A 16,782-nucleotide genomic window follows, 5' to 3' on the forward strand; every position below is an offset into this window, starting at 1 on the left:
GGATGGTATTGGTCGCGACGGTGGTCGTCGCGATCGCCGCGTTCGCCATCTATCGCCTGCACGGAATCTTCGGCAGCCAGCACGACGCGTCCGCCGACGGTGGCATCTCCAACGAGATCGTCCCGTTCAACCCCAAACACGTGGTCCTGGAAGTCTTCGGCGCGCCCGGATCCGTCGCGACCATCAACTACCTGGACGTCAACGCGCAGCCACAGCAGGTGCTCAACGCGCCGCTGCCCTGGTCGTTCACCATCACCACCACCGAACCGGCCGTGCTGGGAAACGTTGTGGCGCAAGGCAACGGCAACACCATCGGCTGCCGTATCACCGTCAACGGTGAAGTCAAGGACGAACGCACCATCAATACCGCCTACGCCTACACCTTCTGTTTGGACAAATCCGGATGACCGACGAGAAGCCTCCCCGCATTCCCCACACCATCCGGCGGCTGTCGGTACCGATCCTGTTGTTCTGGGTGATCCTGGCCGGAGTCAGCAACGCCCTGGTGCCGCAGCTGGAAAAGGTGGGCGAGACCCACAACGTCGCGCTGATCTCACCCGACGCGCCGTCCCTCAAGGCGACCAAACGCATCGGTGCGGCGTTTCACGAGTTCGACACCGACAGCACCGCGATGGTCGTGCTCGAAGGCGACAAGCCGTTGGGCGCCGACGCCCACCAGTACTACGACACGTTGATCCACAAGCTGGAGCGGGACCGCAAACACGTCGAGCACGTGCAGGACTTCTGGGGCGACAGCCTCACCGCGGCCGGATCGCAGAGCGGCGACGGCAAAGCGGCCTACGTCCAGTTGAACCTCGCCGGCAACCAGGGCTCCGCGCTGGCCAACGAATCCGTCGTCGCCGTGCGGAAAATCGTCGAGAGCACCCCGGCCCCACCCGGTGTCAAGGCCTACGTGACCGGCGCCGCCCCGCTGATCGCCGACCAGTTCGAAGTGGGCAGCAAGGGCACCGCGAAGGTCACCGCCCTCACCGTCGGTGTCATCGCGGTGATGCTGCTCTTCGTCTACCGCTCGTTTCTGACCATGCTGCTGGTGCTGGTGACGGTGCTGATCGAGATGGCTGCCGCGCGCGGCATTGTCGCCTTCCTCGGCAATGCCGGGATCATCGGGCTGTCGACCTACGCCACGAATCTGCTCACCCTGTTGGTGATCGCCGCCGGCACCGACTACGCCATCTTCCTCGTCGGACGCTACCAGGAGGCCCGCAGCGCCGGCGAAGACCGAGAAGCGGCGTACTACACCACGTTTCACGGCACCGCACACATCATCCTGGGTTCCGGTCTTACCGTGGCCGGTGCGGTGGCGTGTTTGAGCTTCACGCGGCTGCCCTATTTTCAGAGTCTCGGGGTGCCCGCGGCCCTGGGCATCCTGGTTGCGCTGGTGGCCGCATTGACCCTGGCGCCTGCGGTGCTGACGCTGGGTGCCCTGGTGCGCATCTTCGAACCCAAACGCGCGATGCGCACCCGCGGCTGGCGCCGGATCGGCACGGCCATCGTGCGCTGGCCCGGGCCGGTCCTGACGGTAGCGTGCGCGGTGGCCTTCATCGGCCTGCTCACCTTGCCGGGCTATAAGACGAGCTACGACACCCGCCCCTACATGCCCGAAGACGCCCCGGCCAACGTCGGCTACACGGCCGCCGAGCGGCACTTCTCGCGCGCCCGGCTGGAGCCGGAATTGCTGATGGTCGAGACCGATCGCGACATGCGCAACCCGGCCGACATGCTGATCCTGGACCGGATCGCCAAGGCGGTGTTCCATGTGCCGGGCATCGCTCAGGTGCAGTCCATCACCCGGCCGCTGGGCACCCCGCTCACACACACCTCGCTGGCCTTCCAGATCAGTGCTCAGAGCGCCAACCAGAGCGAAAACCTCAGGTATCAACGCGATCGCGCGGACGACCTGCTGCGCCAAGCGGGCGAGCTGGCAAAGGGGATCGACATCCTGCGCCAGCAATACACGCTGCAACAGGAGTTGGCGGCGACGACCCACAGTGAGGCGCAGAGCTTCCGCGACACGATCGCGGTGATCAACGATCTGCGGGACAAGATCGCGAATTTCGACGACTTCTTCCGGCCGATCCGCAGCTATTTCTATTGGGAGAAGCACTGTTTCGACATCCCGGTCTGCTACGCGATCAGGTCGGTATTGGACGCCCTCGACGGCGTCGACCAGCTCAGCGCGCGGTTCGAGGATCTGACCGCCACCCTGGACAAGCTGGACGCGTTGCAGCCCAAACTGGTGGCCCTGATACCGCAGCAGATCGCGAGCCAGGAGACCAATCACGACCTGACCCTGGCCAATTACGCCACCCTGTCCGGCATCTATGCCCAGACCGCGGCGGCGATCGAGAACTCGACGGAGCTGGGACGCGCATTCGACGAATCCAAGAACGACGACACCTTCTATCTGCCGCCCGAGGTGTTCAGCAATCCCGACTTCAAACGCGGGCTGAAACTGTTCCTCTCACCCGACGGTAAAGCCGCCCGGATGATCGTCATCCATGAGGGCGATCCCGCTACGCCGGAGGGCATTTCACATATCGAGCCGATCCGCAAGGCCGCCCACGAGGCGGTGAAGGGCACCCCGCTGGCCGAGGCGAAGTTCTACCTCGGCGGGACCGCGGCCACCTATAAGGACATCCAGGACGGCGCCACCTACGATCTGCTGATCGCCGGGATCGCCGCGCTGAGCCTGATCCTGCTGATCATGATGATGCTGACCCGAAGTCTGGTGGCCGCGATCGTGATCGTCGGCACCGTCGCGCTGTCGTTGGGCGCCTCGTTCGGGATCTCGGTTCTGGTGTGGCAGTACCTGTTTGGCATCAAGTTGTACTGGGTGGTGCTGGCGCTGGCGGTGATGCTGTTGCTGGCGGTGGGGTCGGACTACAACCTGTTGTTGATCTCGCGGTTCCGCGAGGAGATCGCCGCCGGCCTGAACACCGGGATCATCCGCGCGATGGCCGGCTCCGGCTCGGTGGTCACTTCCGCGGGGGTGGTTTTCGCGGTCACCATGTGCGCGTTCATGTTCAGTGGTTTTCAGGTGCTCGGGCAGATCGGCACCACCATCGGCCTCGGTTTGTTGTTCGACACCTTGATCGTGCGGTCCTTCATGACACCGTCGATCGCCGCGCTACTGGGGCGATGGTTCTGGTGGCCCCAGCGGGTCCGTCCGCGTCCGGCCAGTCAAATGTTGCGGCCCTACGGTCCCCGTTCGGCGGTCCGCCAACTGCTGTTGTGGGAAGACGGCGATCCGGTGATGCCGTCTCCGCGCCGCTGACTACCGCAGCAGCGTCGCGACGATGCCGGCCAGGTAACCGAGCCTGGCCACCTCCGAGGGTCGGAATTCGGGACCGGGCCGGCCCAGCACGACGGCCGTGTTGGGGTCGCCGAGCGGCGCCGCGACCATCGTGGTGTCCATGTCGCGCCACGCCTGCGGAACCCACTCGGCGCTGCCGTCCAGCGTCGAGGCCTGTTCGAGCGGCAGCCACGGCGCCGACACGGCCCGGGTCTCCGGCGCGCCGGCACTGGCGGCCAGCCGCTGCACCTGCCCGTCGTGCGTGCCGCGCAGTACCGTGCACCAGCTGACCCGCAGGATGCGGGGGGCCTGGTCGGCGAGCACCTGCAGCCGCGACGGGTTGTCCCCGGCGGCCGAGACACGGTCGAGCAGTTCCAGCTCGCGGTGCGCTTCGAGTAGCCCGGTGTGCGGCCGTACGCTGTCCACCCGAACGCCGGGCAGGGATTCGGCGGCCGTTATCAGCGTGTCCGGCATCGCGCCCGGTGGCAGTTCGATCACCAGGTCGTCGATGGCGAGTCCGGAGCTGCGTTCGACCACGTCGAGCGACAGGATGTCGGCCCCGACGAGACCGAGTGCGACCGCAAGTGATCCCAAACTGCCTGGTCGGTCGACCAGCTCGATGCGCAGCAGATAGGAAGGCACGGCCAACACTTTGGCACAGGGATGCGTGAGGTGCACTTTCACCGGGTAAGCCCTACGCCGTGCGCGGCAGGACTATCCGGGGAGGGTTGCAGTGACGCATAGACCGACGTCTCAGCAGGCAGGAAGGTGACCAGTACCCGCGTTCAGCCGAGCCAGCAGGATATGGAGCACGCCTACCGTGTGGTGGACGCCATATCGGCGGCCTTCGCCCGCAAGGTGGTCGGCCAGGACTATCTGCGCGAGTCGTTGCTGCTCGGCATGCTCACCGGCGGGCACATCCTGCTGGAGGGGGTGCCGGGGCTGGCCAAGACGACCGCCGCGCGGGTGATCGCAGATGCGATCTCCGGTGAGTTCCAGCGCATCCAGTGCACGCCCGATCTGCTGCCCAGCGACATCATCGGCACCCAGATCTTCGATTCCTCGACCAACACCTTCACCACGCAACTGGGCCCGGTGCACGCGAACATCGTCCTGCTCGACGAGATCAACCGGTCCAGCGCGAAGACACAGAGCGCCATGCTGGAAGCGATGGAGGAGCGCCAAACCACCATCGCGGGCCAGGTGTACCCGATCCCCGAGCCGTTCCTGGTGATCGCAACCCAGAATCCGGTCGACCAGGAAGGCACCTATCCGCTCTCGGAAGCGCAGACCGACCGGTTCATGCTCAAAGAGGTGCTCCGCTATCCCCGGCCGGAGGACGAAGTCGAGGTGATCGCCCGTATCGACGCCGGCGTGTACGACCGGGACGTGCCGGCGCAACCGGTGGTGAGCCTCGACGAGATCGCGCGCCTACAGGGTGTCGCGCGCAGCGTGCACATGGACACCGAGCTGATCCGCTACACCAGCGAACTCGTGCACGTCACTCGCAATGCCGGGGAGTTCCTGCCCGCCGACGTGGCCCGGGTGGTGGAGTACGGCGCCAGCCCGCGGGCCACCATCGCCTTCTGCCAGGCCGCCCGGGCGCTGGCGTTGCTGTCCGGACGAAATCACGTGATTCCCGACGACATTCGCAAACTGGCGCACCGAGTCCTGCGGCATCGACTGATCCTGGGCTTCGAGGCGGTCACCCTCGGGGTCTCCGCGGAGACGGTGATCGACGCTGTGCTGCAATCGGTTCGAGTGCCCTGACGGTAGATCATGGGTCGACACCTGAACCAGGCGAAGTCGCATTTCGGGACCGACACCCGGCGACTGCTCGAAGGCGGCCGCTACGCCCTGCTGCACACCAGAAGCCTCGAACTCGACGATCTGCGTCCCTACGTCCCCGGCGACGATGTGCGCGACATCGATTGGAAGGCGTCGGCGCGTTCGGGCGCGACACTGATCAAGCGCTTCGTGTCCGAAAAGCACCACAAGATCCTGCTGGTGGCCGACTCGGGCCGCAACATGTCGGCGTTGGCGGACAGCGGCGAAGTCAAGGGCGAGGTGGCCACCAACGCGATGGGCGCGATCGGTCTGATCGCCATGGGACGCAGCGATGAGATCGGCTTGGTCTGCGGCGATTCGCGGGGCACCGCCTCGGTCCGCAGCGGACGCGGGGAGACACACGTCGAGAGCCTGCTGCATCGCTTCTACACCAACACCTTTCGCGATGCCGCCACGAGCGACATCGTGCGCCAACTGGACTTCGTCGCCCGGGCGCACCGGCACCGCCTGCTGCTGATCGTGGTGTCAGACGAGCCCGAGGTCACCCCCGGTCTCGGCGAGGTGCTCAAGCGACTCAGCGGGCGGCACGAGGTGATGTGGCTGATGATCGTCGACATGCCGGCGGTCGGTCCTGCCGACGGCGGACTGGGCGGGTTCGATGTTTCCACCGGACGATTCGTGCTCGGCGGCGGCGCGCTGGGGCCTCGAGTGATCGCCGCCTACTACGCCGCCGAGGAACGGCGCGCCGAGCGACTCGATGCGTTCCTCACCGAGCACCGGGTGCGCTTCGCGCGGATCGGCGGGAACGACGAGATCCGCTCCGCCATAGTCGAATTGACCGAAGTTTACCGCCGTGCCGGGTGAGGGTCTGCTGCGATTCATCTCCGGCCCGCTGCGCTTCTCCGCCTGGTGGCCGATGCTGGGCGTCTTATTGCTCTTGACCGTAATCGGCTGGTACGCGGCCGTTTTCGTGTGGACCTTGCCGCCGGCACGGTTGCGCCAGATGCCTGTGATCAACGGCCTCCACGCGCGGGTCAACCGGCGCAGGTTCGCGCGCGCGATCGCAAGGATCGGCGCCCTGTACCGGGACGGCACGCTGACGCCGAGCGCAGCCAGCGCTCGAATCAGCCGCACACTGCGCAGCTTTCTGTATGTGGCCACCGGGATCAGGGCGCAGTACCTGCACGTCGAGCAACTGGCCGGCGGCCCGCTCGCCGCTGCGGCGCCGCTGTTTGCCCGGCTGAACGACGCGCGCTTCAACCCAGGGGCACGCCAGGACGTCGCCGAGCTGGGGCGCTCGGCGGAGGAGCTGATCACCTCGTGGAACTGAAGTGGTGGCCGGTCTTCTACATCGGGCTGTTGAGCCTTGCGGTCGCGGTGGCGGCCGCCGCGCTGCTGCCCACCGCCCGGCTGCGCCGGACGCTTCGGCCGCTGGCGCACGTCGACCGGCTCACCCGGCTTCCGCAGTACCTGCGCGTCTACCGGTTCTATCTCTTCTCGGTCGTGGTGACCGGCGTGTTGCTGCTGGCCACCTTCCTGACCGCGTTGACCGCCAGCGCGCGGCCCACCGGGATGGCTTCCGCGAGGCAGGCATTCGACACCGCCCATCCGCAGGACATCATGCTGTGTGTCGGAGCGCCGGTGACGGATGCGGCCACGGCGGATTTCCTGCGGTACTACACGCGCTACGTGCAGCGGCTGCGACCCGAGGACACCCGCCGGGTCGGCCTGACCTCCCCGACCCTGCGGGTCATTCCGCTGACCCGCGATCACCGCTACCTGGCCGACCGGTTGGAATCGCTGTCCCGGCTCGCGCGCATCCAACAGGATCTGGATGGACGTAAAGCGTTGCCGGACAACGAACGCGCGGAGCTGACCAGGGGGCTGGAAAGCTTCTCCCGTCCGGTCGGCTACATCGACTACGCCCCCAGCGTTCCGGACACACTCGCCCAATGCATGGCCGGTTTCCCGTCGTACCCCGCCGAGCGGGCACACCGGCGGCAGCTCATCTACTTCGGCTACAGCACCTTTCGCGATCCCGCGGAGCGTCGGCCGTCGCTGTTCACCGGTGAGACCCTGAAGCGGCTGGCGGTGCAGCAAGGTGTCCAGGTCAACGTCGTCACCCGGTCGGACGTGGCGACCTCGTCCACCGAAGACGCCGACGCGCTGCAAAACACCGCGCAGGAGTGCGGGGGCAGGTTCTTCCAATACAACCCGGCCGGCTCTGCCTCCGCCGACACCCTGAGCGACTACCTCGACGAGATCGACGAAAACGGCCCCACCGCTCAATTGCCCGGCGGCAAAGTCATCTCGGTTCATTCCGCTGACTCGCCGGAAACGCTGCTCGTCGGCAGCCTACTGGCTGCCGCTCTGTTGTCCGTCTCGCTGGCGGTGCTGCGGCGATGAGTTCCTATCCGGTGTTGCCGGCCATCTGGATCGTGGCCCTCACCGCACTGCTGGTCCTGATCCGGGTGGTAGCGCTGTACCGGTTGCTGCTGCGGACCGGGGCGGGGCGGCTCGCGCCCGTGTTGTGGCGTTGGGGCGCAACGACGTTGGCCGTCATCCTGCTGGTCATCGCCGCTTGCCGCCCCGGGTTCGACCGGGATCCCGGCGGTCCGTCGGCCGATCCCGTCCTGGACGCAAATGTCTTCTTCGTCGTGGACCGGTCGGTGAATGCGCGCGTCGAGGATTTCGGTGACGGCAAATCGCGGATGTCAGGGATGCGGGCGGACATCGGCGCGTTGGTCGACCGGTACCCGCAGGCGCGATTCGCGCTGATCTCGTTTGCGGCCCAGGCCACCCTGGATTGGCCGCTGTCCGACGACGCCGCGGGTCTGCACTCCGTGGTCAAAGGGCTCTCGCCTTACATCGCGGTGCCTCCGGACGCGTTCTATCAGGCCAACGCCGTCGCCGCGCGGGATGTGTTGCGCGCCAAGGTCGAACAGGCTGCCAAGACCTACCCGGACTCGCAGACCCTCGTCTTCTACCTCGGCACCGGAGCCCCGGGTTCTCGGGCGGCCGCGACCTCGATCGAGCTCGGGCGCAACAAGATCGCCGGTGGCGCCGTGCTCGGTTACGGCACCGCGGCCGGCGGACCGATTCCGCAGGGCTGGGTCGACGGCAGAAAGGTCTATCAGCCCGATCCAGACGGAAGCGGATCACTGACTTCCACGATCGACGAAACCCGGCTGCACGACATCGCCGCCCAACTCGACCTTCCCTACGTTCATCGCGACGGCGGGCCACTGCCCAACGGTGTCGCGCCTATGGTCCTCGGCCCAGGTGACGCCGAACCGTCGGCGCAGCTGTTCGGACGCCTGGAGCTCTACTGGGTCTGCACCCTGATAGCCGCGGCTCTGCTCATGGCCGAGGGCGTGCTGACCGTCCGGGAGTACCGGCGCAACCGCATGTCCACCCGGGATGTGGTCCGATGACCCAGCGCAGAGTCCCATCGGCGCGCCTTCGGTTACGCCGCCGGCTCTATTTGTGGTCCGCGCCGGTGGCCGTGGTTTTGGTGTTGGCGGCGGTCAAGATGGTCGCCGTCGGAGTCCTCGGGTCCTGGGCGGCAACGGATTTCAGCCGCCACGACATCGAGGGGCTGCGGCGCGACGTGTCCTGGTTGCGCATCGTCGACGTGATCGACCCGGCCAAGACCTCTTTCGCGGCCGGAGACCTGTACGTCCTGGAAGGGCGGTTGCACGATGCCGACGACTCGTTCGCCGACTCACTGGCCCGCAGTCCGGCGGCTCGGTCGTGCCCGGTGCGCGTCAACCTGCTGCTGGTTCGTGAGACCCGGGGTGATCTGGCCGCCCGCAAGGCGAACAAGCCGGAGGCGCAGCGGTTCTATACCGCCGCGATCGCGTTGGCCGACCAGGCGCCGGCGGGCTGCTTTGCCGGCAATACCGACAGTGACCCGCAGCGCCGCGCGATCCGGGACACGGCGATTCCGCGACTGCGGCAGAAACTGGACTTGCTCGATCGGCCGCCGGGCGCCGCACCGGCCGACCCGTCCGCGCCCGCCGCCCCGCCACCGGGGCCGCCGCCGTCGGGACCCCCGCCGACCGGCGGCTCCGAACTGGGATCCACGGGTCCGGGGGAACTGATTCCGATCTCACCCGACCGTCTGCCGGTCACCGGTGGTACCGGCCCGCCGGGGCATCGACTCGGCACCGGAGATCCGCTTGACCTGCTCCGCAAGCTGCTCGACGACGCCAACTCCTACGGCGACAACCGGGAGGGATAAGCCACTCCACTAGGCTTTTCGCTCGTGTCCCAAATCTCCCGCGACGAGGTGGCCCACCTGGCCAGACTGGCCCGTCTGGCGTTGACCGAGACCGAGCTGAACAGCTTCGCCGGTCAACTCGACGCCATCCTCAACCACGTCAGCCAGATCCAGGCCGTCGACGTGACCGGCGTCGAGGCCACCGACAACCCGCTCAAGGACGTCAACGTCACCCGGCCGGACCAGACACAACCGTGCCTGACGCAACAGGAGGCGCTGGCTGCCGCGCCGGAAGCGGTCGACGGCCGCTTTGCCGTCCCGCAGATCCTGGGGGAGAGCCAGTGACCGACATCATCCGGCTCGACGCGGCGACGCTGGCCGCCAAGATCGCCGCCAAAGAGGTGTCGTCGGTCGAGGCCACCACCGCGTGCCTGGACCAGATCGAGGCGACCGACGCCCAGTACGGCGCATTCCTGCACGTGGCCGCCGACCGGGCGCTGGCGGCCGCGGCCGCCGTTGACAAGGCGGTGGCCGCCGGTGAGGCGCTTCCGTCGCCGGTGGCCGGGGTTCCGCTGGCCCTCAAGGACGTGTTCACCACCGTCGACATGCCCACCACTTGCGGCTCGAAGATCCTCGAGGGCTGGCAATCGCCGTATGACGCGACATTGACCGCGCGGTTGCGCGCCGCCGGCATCCCGATCCTGGGCAAGACCAACATGGACGAGTTCGCGATGGGCTCGTCCACCGAGAACTCCGCCTACGGCCCGACCCGCAACCCGTGGGATGTCGAGCGCGTGCCCGGCGGCTCCGGCGGCGGCAGCGCGGCGGCACTGGCCGCCTTCCAGGCCCCGCTCGCGATCGGGTCCGACACTGGCGGGTCCATTCGCCAGCCGGCCGCGTTGACCGCGACCGTCGGCGTCAAACCCACTTACGGCACCGTGTCCCGCTACGGGCTGGTGGCGTGCGCGTCATCGCTCGACCAGGGCGGACCCTGCGCGCGGACCGTCCTGGACACCGCCCTGCTGCACCAGGTGATCGCCGGTCACGACCCGCGCGACTCCACCTCGATCGAGGCCGAGGTGCCTGATGTCGTGGGCGCGGCCCGCGCGGGCGCGGCCGGTGATCTGCGCGGTGTACGGGTCGGTGTAGTGCGCCAGCTGCACAGCGGTGAGGGCTACCAGTCCGGCGTGCTGACGTCCTTCGAAGCCGCCGTCGAGCAGCTCAAGGCGTTGGGCGCGGAGGTTAGCGAGGTCGACTGCCCGCACTTCGACTACGCGCTGCCGGCCTACTACCTGATCCTGCCGTCGGAGGTGTCGAGCAACCTGGCCCGGTTCGACGCGATGCGCTACGGGCTGCGGGTGGGCGACGACGGCACGCACAGCGCCGAGGAGGTGATGGCGCTGACCCGTGCCGCCGGGTTCGGGCCGGAGGTCAAGCGGCGCATCATGATCGGCACCTACGCGTTGTCGGCCGGCTACTACGACGCTTATTACAACCAGGCGCAGAAGGTCCGCACGCTGATCGCCCGCGATCTCGACGAGGCCTACAAGTCGGTCGACGTGCTGGTGTCGCCGGCGACCCCGACGACGGCGTTCCGGCTCGGGGAGAAGGTCGACGATCCGCTGGCGATGTATCTGTTCGACCTGTGCACGCTGCCGCTGAACCTGGCCGGGCACTGCGGCATGTCGGTCCCGTCGGGGTTGTCACCGGACGACGGGTTGCCGGTCGGGCTGCAGATCATGGCCCCGGCGCTGGCCGATGACCGGCTCTACCGGGTGGGCGCCGCCTATGAAGCCGCCCGCGGCCCACTGCCAACAGCCATCTGACAGGGGCGCCGGGCTTTTTGGCGAGCAGACGCAGAATCGCATGAAACCCGAGGTTTCTATGCGATTCTGCGTCTGCTCGCGCCAGGTGGGGGCCCGCAAGGCAAGATGAGAATATGCGCATCGGAGTACTCACGGGCGGTGGTGACTGCCCCGGCCTCAACGCGGTCATTCGGGCGGTAGTGCGTACCTGCGACGCCCGCTACGGCTCGTCGGTGGTCGGCTTCCAGGATGGTTGGCGCGGGTTGCTGGAGAACCGCCGAATGCAACTGCGCAATGACGACCGCAACGACCGGTTGCTGGCCAAGGGCGGCACGATGCTGGGCACGGCGCGGGTACATCCCGACAAATTGCGCGCGGGGCTGGACCAGATCAAGCAGACCCTCGACGACAACGGCATCGACGTCCTGATACCCATCGGCGGTGAGGGCACGCTGACGGCGGCGCACTGGCTGTCCGAGGAGAACGTGCCGGTGGTCGGGGTACCGAAAACCATCGACAACGACATCGACTGCACCGACGTGACTTTCGGTCACGACACCGCGCTGACTGTGGCCACCGACGCCATCGACCGCCTGCACAGCACCGCCGAATCCCACCAGCGGGTGATGCTGGTCGAGGTGATGGGACGGCACGCCGGCTGGATCGCGCTGAACGCCGGTCTGGCATCCGGGGCGCACATGACGCTGATCCCCGAGCAACCCTTCGATGTGGAGGAGGTGTGCCGGCTCGTCAAGCGCCGCTTCCAGCGCGGAGACTCGCACTTCATCTGCGTGGTGGCCGAGGGGGCCAAACCCGTCGCGGGCTCGATCGCGCTGCGCGAGGGCGGCATCGACGAGTTCGGTCACGAGAAGTTCACCGGGGTGGCGGCGCAACTCGGGCTCGAGGTGGAGAAGCGCATCAACAAGGACGTCCGGGTGACGGTGCTGGGTCACGTGCAGCGCGGCGGTTCCCCGACGGCATACGACCGGGTGCTGGCCACCCGCTTCGGGGTGAACGCCGCCGACGCCGCACACGCGGGGGAGTACGGGCAGATGGTGTCGCTGCGCGGGCAGGACATCGGGCGGGTTTCGCTGGCCGACGCGACTCGTCAACTCAAGCTGGTGCCCGAGAGTCGCTACGACGACGCCGCGGCCTTCTTTGGCTGAAGTTCCGGCTGTTGGCCGCCCGGTCGCCCGCGGTTCACCGGTTTGCTGGTTTCTCGTTTATAAGAATCGGCTATACGTTGGTTTATGAACAACCGCGGTCCCGTTCGCGGAGTACTCGAGCAGCCCGCTGCGCCGGCTCGGCAACGGGGTAACCAGCGCGGACCCGTCTGGCGGCCCGTTCCCCTCAGCGGGGTGGGTACGGCACCCCAGCCGCTACGTCCCCCGAACGGTGACGCTAGGCAAATGCCCAGTTCAGCCCAATCCGACCTGCCAACGGCAGGCACTCCGGTGCTGGTCAGGCCCCAACCGGTGCGCCAGCAGCCCAGGCCGGGCGGGACGGCCCTGGACGTTATTGAACAGCAGTTTGCTCAGGAGGCTCCGGCCCGCCGCGGTTGGCGCGATCTGGTTCACCGCTACGTGGGGATCGACCTCGGTCCGGGTCGTGCCGAGGCCTACGAGAACGCCCTGCGGGACCAAATTCGTACCCCCGTGGGCAGCGCCTATCCCATCGCGGTGCTGAATCTGAAGGGTGGCGTCGGCAAGACCGCGGTGACCGAGGCGCTCGGCTCGACGTTCGCCGGCGTGCGCAACGACCGGGTGATCGCCGTCGACCTCGACGCCGGAGACCTGGCGGACCGCCACGGGCGCCGCCACGACCTCACCCTGGCCGACCTGATCATGGACAATCGTCTCGCGCGCTACGCCGACGTGCGGGCGCACACCTTCATGAACAGTTCCGGTCTAGAGGTGCTGGGGCTCCCGGATCCCGCCCGCAGCAACTTCTGCATCACCCGGCAGGACTTCGTCAAGGCGTTCTCGATTCTGCGCAGTCACTACTCGGTGGTGATGGTCGACTGCCCGAAGACGCTGAACTCGGGCGTGATGGATGCGGTTCTGTCGGAGTCTCGTGCCCTGGTGGTGGTGACCAGCACGTCCATCGACTCGATGCAGAAGACAAGCGCGACGCTGGAGTGGCTGAGCCGCAACGGCTACCGCAAGCTGCTCGCGGCCACCGTGCTGGCGGTCAACCACGTCGAGCGGACCAAGCTGAGCCCGCTGGCCGCGAAGCAACTCGAACAGATGTCCGCCCACGTGGCGGCCACTGTGGTGCTGCCGTTCGACGGCCACGTGCACCAGGGCAGGGAGATCGGGCTGGATCTGCTGAGCAAGGCGAGCCGGCGCAGCTATCTGGAGTTGGCCGCCGCGCTGGCCCGATTGCTGCCCAGCAGGCAGCCGGTTGCGCTTTAGCTCCCGGCTCAGCCGCGCTCTCGTAGCCACCATTAGGATCGTCTCCTATGACGGTTGCCAGGGCTGACCTGCTCGAATACGACGAGGTCATCGAACGCTTTGATCCGGTGCTCGGACTGGAAGTGCACGTCGAGCTGTCCACCGCCACCAAGATGTTCTGCGGATGCTCCACCACGTTCGGCGCCGAGCCGAACACCCAGGTGTGCCCGGTATGCCTGGGCCTGCCCGGCTCGTTGCCGGTGCTCAACCAGGTCGCGGTCGAGTCGGCGATCCGCATCGGGTTGGCGCTGAACTGCGAGATCGTGGACTGGTGCCGGTTCGCCCGGAAGAACTATTTCTACCCGGACATGCCGAAGAACTACCAGATCTCCCAGTACGACGAGCCGATCGCCATCAACGGCTACCTCGAGGCGCCGCTCGAGGACGGCACCACCTGGCGGGTCGAGATCGAGCGCGCCCACATGGAAGAGGACACCGGCAAGCTCACCCACATCGGCAGCGACACCGGCCGCATCGAAGGTGCCACCGGTTCGCTGATCGACTACAACCGCGCCGGGGTTCCGCTGATCGAGATCGTCACCAAACCCATCGTCGGGGCCGGGGAGCGGGCGCCCCAGATCGCGCGGGCCTACGTCACGGCGCTGCGTGACCTGCTGCGCGCACTGGATGTCTCCGACGTGCGGATGGACCAGGGATCGATGCGCTGCGACGCCAACGTGTCGCTGATGCCCAAGGGCACAACGGAATTCGGTACGCGTACGGAGACCAAGAACGTCAACTCGCTGAAGAGTGTCGAGGTCGCCGTGCGGTACGAGATGCAGCGGCAGGCCGCCGTGCTGCTTTCTGGCGGCGAAATCATCCAGGAGACAAGGCATTTCCACGAAGCCGGGTACACCAGCCCGGGCCGCGCCAAGGAGACGGCGCAGGACTACCGGTACTTTCCCGAGCCCGACCTCGAGCCGGTCGCACCCAGCCGCGAGCTGGTTGAGCGGTTGCGGCAGGGCATCCCGGAGCTACCGTGGCTGAGCCGCAAGAGGATTCAGGATGAGTGGGGCATTTCCGACGAGGTGATGCGTGACCTCGTCAACGCCGGTGCGGTCGAGTTGGTCGCCGAAACCGTCAAACACGGCGCGGCCAGCAAGGATGCACGGTCCTGGTGGGGAAATTACCTGGTGCAGAAGGCCAACGAGGGCGGCGTCGGACTGGATGAGCTTGCTATCACACCGGCGCAGGTGGCCTCCGTGATCGCACTGGTCGACGAGGGGAAGCTGTCCAACAAGCTGGCTCGCGAGGTCGTCGAAGGGGTGCTGGCCGGAGAGGGTGAGCCCGAAGCGGTGATGACCGCGCGCGGTCTGGCGCTGGTGCGCGATGATTCGCTTACCCAGGCGGCCGTTGACGAGGCATTGGCGGCCAATCCCGATGTGGCGGAAAAGATTCGGGGCGGCAAGGTGGCCGCGGCCGGTGCCATCGTCGGTGCGGTGATGAAGGCGACCCGCGGACAGGCCGACGCCGCGCGGGTGCGTGAACTCGTGCTGGCCGCCTGCGGTCAAGGCTGAAGCGGCACTCTGCGACGTCGATACTCCGGGGGGGTCACCAGCCCCAGTCGTCGTCTTCGAGCATGTCCACGGTCAGATCGTTGTCGGCCACGCCGACCGTGCCGTAAAGAAACGTGAGTTGGGTTTGTTCCTCGTCAAGCGGCTTGACTTCCACCAGGGTGGCGTGCCCGATCGACATGCGGATCCTGTCGCCAGGCTTGAGTTGGTCAACACGCTTGAGGGGCACCTGATAAGCGTGCCTTGTTTCATGCCCGATCGGCCAAGCGGTCGCCGTAGCCGTGCATTGCCCGACGCCGAATCGGCACGCCAGGGCTCGGTCAGGTTCGTCGGCGCCCCACAAGCCGGTCACCCGCGGCATCGCCGGTACTGCGCCGGCGATAGATCATGGTGAGGTGAGCGGCAAATCATTGTTCCGGCTGACCAAGATCATGAACAACGCGATGGCGGTGGTGACGACGAAAGCCGGGGATCATCGGTCGGGGTGTCTGGTGGGATTCTTCACGCAGGTCAACATTCACCCGCCGAAGTTGCTCGTCGGGATCTCCAAGGCCAATCACACCTTCACCGTGGCGGCCGGCTCGGAGCACCTCGCAGTGCATCTCCTGTCGCAACGCGACACCGGCCTCGCCGAATTGTTCGGTGGCGAAACCGAAGACGATATCGACAAATTCGCCCGTTGCGCATGGCACATCGGTCCGAATGACATGCCGATTCTGGATGACGCGGTTGCCTGGATGGTAGGGGCGACGCTGGACCGGATCGACTTCGGCGACCACGTCGGATACCTGCTGGAACCCGCCGAGACGTGGTTTGCCCAAGAAGTTTCCGATGTGCTGCATTTCGTCGACGTGATCGACGTGGAACCCGGGCATGAGCCTTAAACGTCGGGCAGCTCAATCGGATTCGGTGGTACGCGATTACGCGGCGCGTATATAAGAACTCGCTACAAATGTCCTGAAAGGGTCTCCAAAGCCGCGGCCCGGACTCATGATGGGGGAGTGATCGATGAATCGTTCGACGACATGATGGCCATGCTGGACACGCCGGTGTTCGTGGTGACGACGCAGATTGACGGTCACCCGTCGGGTTGCCTGGTTGCCTTCGGCACCCAGACCAGCGTGCAGCCGCCCAGCTTTATGGTGGGGCTGCCGCTCGATGATCCCATCCATCAGGTCGCGAGCAAATCCGACAGCCTGGCCGTGCATGTTCTGCCGCGCGGCCGACACGTCCTGGCCGAGCTGTTCGGTCGCCATCCCGACCACCAGGCCGACCCGTTTGCGCACTGCGCGTGGCGCGGCGGTCCGCTGGGCATGCCGATTCTCGACGACGCCGCCGCCTGGTTCGTGGGCCGGACGCTGAGCCGAAGTGAAGTCGCCGATCACGTCGCTTACCTGCTGGAACCGGTCGCCGTTTGGGCCCCGGAAGGCTCCGAAGAACTGCTCTACCTGTCCGATCTGGACGACATCGGCCCCGGGCAGGAAGCGCCGCCGCCGCGTCTGTACAACGGCGATCGCGCGGAGGCGGCCCGCAAGTACGGCATGCGGTTCACCCTCGACGTGCCCTAGTAACTGGGCCGAGCAGACGCAAAAGCACCCGACACGCCGCGTTTTCCCCCTTTGTCAGGCTGGTTGTGAGTCAGTTGCTACCAGCGTTAGGGAGTGGGTTGTGTCGATCGGTGCGGGTT

At 66.8% G+C, this 16,782-nt stretch carries 17 protein-coding genes; 15 read left to right on the forward strand and 2 right to left on the reverse strand.

The window, feature by feature from the left end; all coding sequences use genetic code 11:
• Positions 1-2: 2 nt before the first annotated feature.
• Positions 3-407: an MmpS family transport accessory protein gene (locus A9X01_RS24925; RefSeq protein ID WP_065123273.1), complete on the forward strand. Its 405-nt coding sequence runs from the start codon at positions 3-5 to the stop codon at positions 405-407.
• Positions 404-3,295 carry an MMPL/RND family transporter gene (locus A9X01_RS24930; protein WP_065123274.1) on the forward strand — a complete coding sequence of 964 codons (2,892 nt, stop codon included), beginning with the start codon at positions 404-406 and terminating at the stop codon, positions 3,293-3,295. Before A9X01_RS24925 ends, A9X01_RS24930 begins: the two co-directional genes overlap by 4 nt.
• Here the strand turns inward: A9X01_RS24930 and A9X01_RS24935 are convergent, their stop codons facing one another.
• Entirely contained in the window at positions 3,296-3,955 is a 660-nt protein-coding gene (locus A9X01_RS24935) for an ACT domain-containing protein (protein WP_155772272.1), read from the reverse strand.
• Positions 3,956-4,081: 126 nt separating this feature from the next.
• Between A9X01_RS24935 and A9X01_RS24940 the strand changes: the two genes are divergently transcribed.
• The 11 genes from A9X01_RS24940 (at position 4,082) to gatB (ending at position 15,098) form a co-directional block, all read left to right on the forward strand.
• Positions 4,082-5,083 carry an AAA family ATPase gene (locus tag A9X01_RS24940; protein WP_065123276.1) on the forward strand — a complete coding sequence of 334 codons (1,002 nt, stop codon included), beginning with the start codon at positions 4,082-4,084 and terminating at the stop codon, positions 5,081-5,083.
• A 9-nt stretch (positions 5,084-5,092) separates the two neighbouring features.
• Positions 5,093-5,965, forward strand: a complete 873-nt coding sequence (locus A9X01_RS24945; protein WP_065123277.1) for a DUF58 domain-containing protein — start codon at positions 5,093-5,095, stop codon at positions 5,963-5,965.
• Positions 5,955-6,431 carry a hypothetical protein gene (locus tag A9X01_RS24950; RefSeq protein ID WP_065123278.1) on the forward strand — a complete coding sequence of 159 codons (477 nt, stop codon included), beginning with the start codon at positions 5,955-5,957 and terminating at the stop codon, positions 6,429-6,431. The genes A9X01_RS24945 and A9X01_RS24950 overlap by 11 nt, the downstream gene beginning before the upstream one ends.
• Entirely contained in the window at positions 6,422-7,507 is a 1,086-nt protein-coding gene (locus A9X01_RS24955) for a hypothetical protein (protein WP_065123279.1), read from the forward strand. Before A9X01_RS24950 ends, A9X01_RS24955 begins: the two co-directional genes overlap by 10 nt.
• Positions 7,504-8,535, forward strand: a complete 1,032-nt coding sequence (locus A9X01_RS24960) for a vWA domain-containing protein (protein WP_065123280.1) — start codon at positions 7,504-7,506, stop codon at positions 8,533-8,535. The genes A9X01_RS24955 and A9X01_RS24960 overlap by 4 nt, the downstream gene beginning before the upstream one ends.
• On the forward strand, positions 8,532-9,344 hold the full coding sequence (locus A9X01_RS24965) for a hypothetical protein (protein ID WP_065123281.1): 813 nt from the start codon (positions 8,532-8,534) through the stop codon (positions 9,342-9,344). The genes A9X01_RS24960 and A9X01_RS24965 overlap by 4 nt, the downstream gene beginning before the upstream one ends.
• A 24-nt stretch (positions 9,345-9,368) precedes the next feature.
• Positions 9,369-9,668 (forward strand): Asp-tRNA(Asn)/Glu-tRNA(Gln) amidotransferase subunit GatC, encoded by a 300-nt coding sequence (gatC, locus tag A9X01_RS24970; RefSeq protein ID WP_036354411.1) that lies wholly within the window; start codon positions 9,369-9,371, stop codon positions 9,666-9,668.
• Positions 9,665-11,149, forward strand: a complete 1,485-nt coding sequence (gene gatA, locus A9X01_RS24975) for an Asp-tRNA(Asn)/Glu-tRNA(Gln) amidotransferase subunit GatA (RefSeq protein WP_065123282.1) — start codon at positions 9,665-9,667, stop codon at positions 11,147-11,149. Before gatC ends, gatA begins: the two co-directional genes overlap by 4 nt.
• Before the next feature lie 113 nt (positions 11,150-11,262).
• The gene (locus A9X01_RS24980) at positions 11,263-12,294 is read left to right on the forward strand and encodes an ATP-dependent 6-phosphofructokinase (protein ID WP_036354417.1); all 1,032 of its coding nucleotides are present in this window, start codon (positions 11,263-11,265) and stop codon (positions 12,292-12,294) included.
• Between the two features lie 243 nt (positions 12,295-12,537).
• Positions 12,538-13,542 (forward strand): MinD/ParA family ATP-binding protein, encoded by a 1,005-nt coding sequence (locus A9X01_RS24985; RefSeq protein ID WP_253849384.1) that lies wholly within the window; start codon positions 12,538-12,540, stop codon positions 13,540-13,542.
• 47 nt (positions 13,543-13,589) lie between these two features.
• On the forward strand, positions 13,590-15,098 hold the full coding sequence (gene gatB / locus A9X01_RS24990; RefSeq protein WP_065123283.1) for an Asp-tRNA(Asn)/Glu-tRNA(Gln) amidotransferase subunit GatB: 1,509 nt from the start codon (positions 13,590-13,592) through the stop codon (positions 15,096-15,098).
• Positions 15,099-15,132: 34 nt separating this feature from the next.
• On the opposite strand, the gene A9X01_RS30720 is transcribed toward gatB, so the two are convergent.
• The gene (locus A9X01_RS30720; protein ID WP_065123284.1) at positions 15,133-15,456 is read right to left on the reverse strand and encodes a hypothetical protein; all 324 of its coding nucleotides are present in this window, start codon (positions 15,454-15,456) and stop codon (positions 15,133-15,135) included.
• A gap of 34 nt (positions 15,457-15,490) precedes the next feature.
• On the opposite strand from A9X01_RS30720, the gene A9X01_RS25000 reads away from it, so the two are divergent.
• Both A9X01_RS25000 and A9X01_RS25005 read left to right on the forward strand, forming a co-directional pair.
• Entirely contained in the window at positions 15,491-15,979 is a 489-nt protein-coding gene (locus tag A9X01_RS25000) for a flavin reductase family protein (RefSeq protein ID WP_155772274.1), read from the forward strand.
• Between the two features lie 141 nt (positions 15,980-16,120).
• Positions 16,121-16,663 carry a flavin reductase family protein gene (locus A9X01_RS25005; RefSeq protein WP_065123291.1) on the forward strand — a complete coding sequence of 181 codons (543 nt, stop codon included), beginning with the start codon at positions 16,121-16,123 and terminating at the stop codon, positions 16,661-16,663.
• Positions 16,664-16,782: the final 119 nt, after the last annotated feature.

It is taken from the genome of Mycobacterium asiaticum, from assembly GCF_001668675.1.
Taxonomy (GTDB): Bacteria; Actinomycetota; Actinomycetes; order Mycobacteriales; family Mycobacteriaceae; genus Mycobacterium; species Mycobacterium asiaticum_D.

What these genes read in the sequence shown, in the direction of transcription:
- A9X01_RS24925 (WP_065123273.1), top strand. Translation starts at nt 3, where the DNA reads ATGGTATTGGTCGCGACGGTGGTCGTCGCGATCGCCGCGTTCGCCATC.
- A9X01_RS24930 (WP_065123274.1), top strand. Translation starts at nt 404, where the DNA reads ATGACCGACGAGAAGCCTCCCCGCATTCCCCACACCATCCGGCGGCTG.
- A9X01_RS24945 (WP_065123277.1), top strand. Translation starts at nt 5,093, where the DNA reads ATGGGTCGACACCTGAACCAGGCGAAGTCGCATTTCGGGACCGACACC.
- A9X01_RS24960 (WP_065123280.1), top strand. Translation starts at nt 7,504, where the DNA reads ATGAGTTCCTATCCGGTGTTGCCGGCCATCTGGATCGTGGCCCTCACC.
- A9X01_RS24965 (WP_065123281.1), top strand. Translation starts at nt 8,532, where the DNA reads ATGACCCAGCGCAGAGTCCCATCGGCGCGCCTTCGGTTACGCCGCCGG.
- A9X01_RS24980 (WP_036354417.1), top strand. Translation starts at nt 11,263, where the DNA reads ATGCGCATCGGAGTACTCACGGGCGGTGGTGACTGCCCCGGCCTCAAC.
- A9X01_RS24985 (WP_253849384.1), top strand. Translation starts at nt 12,538, where the DNA reads ATGCCCAGTTCAGCCCAATCCGACCTGCCAACGGCAGGCACTCCGGTG.
- gatB (WP_065123283.1), top strand. Translation starts at nt 13,590, where the DNA reads ATGACGGTTGCCAGGGCTGACCTGCTCGAATACGACGAGGTCATCGAA.
- A9X01_RS30720 (WP_065123284.1), bottom strand. Translation starts at nt 15,456, where the DNA reads ATGCCGCGGGTGACCGGCTTGTGGGGCGCCGACGAACCTGACCGAGCC.
- A9X01_RS25005 (WP_065123291.1), top strand. Translation starts at nt 16,121, where the DNA reads ATGATGGCCATGCTGGACACGCCGGTGTTCGTGGTGACGACGCAGATT.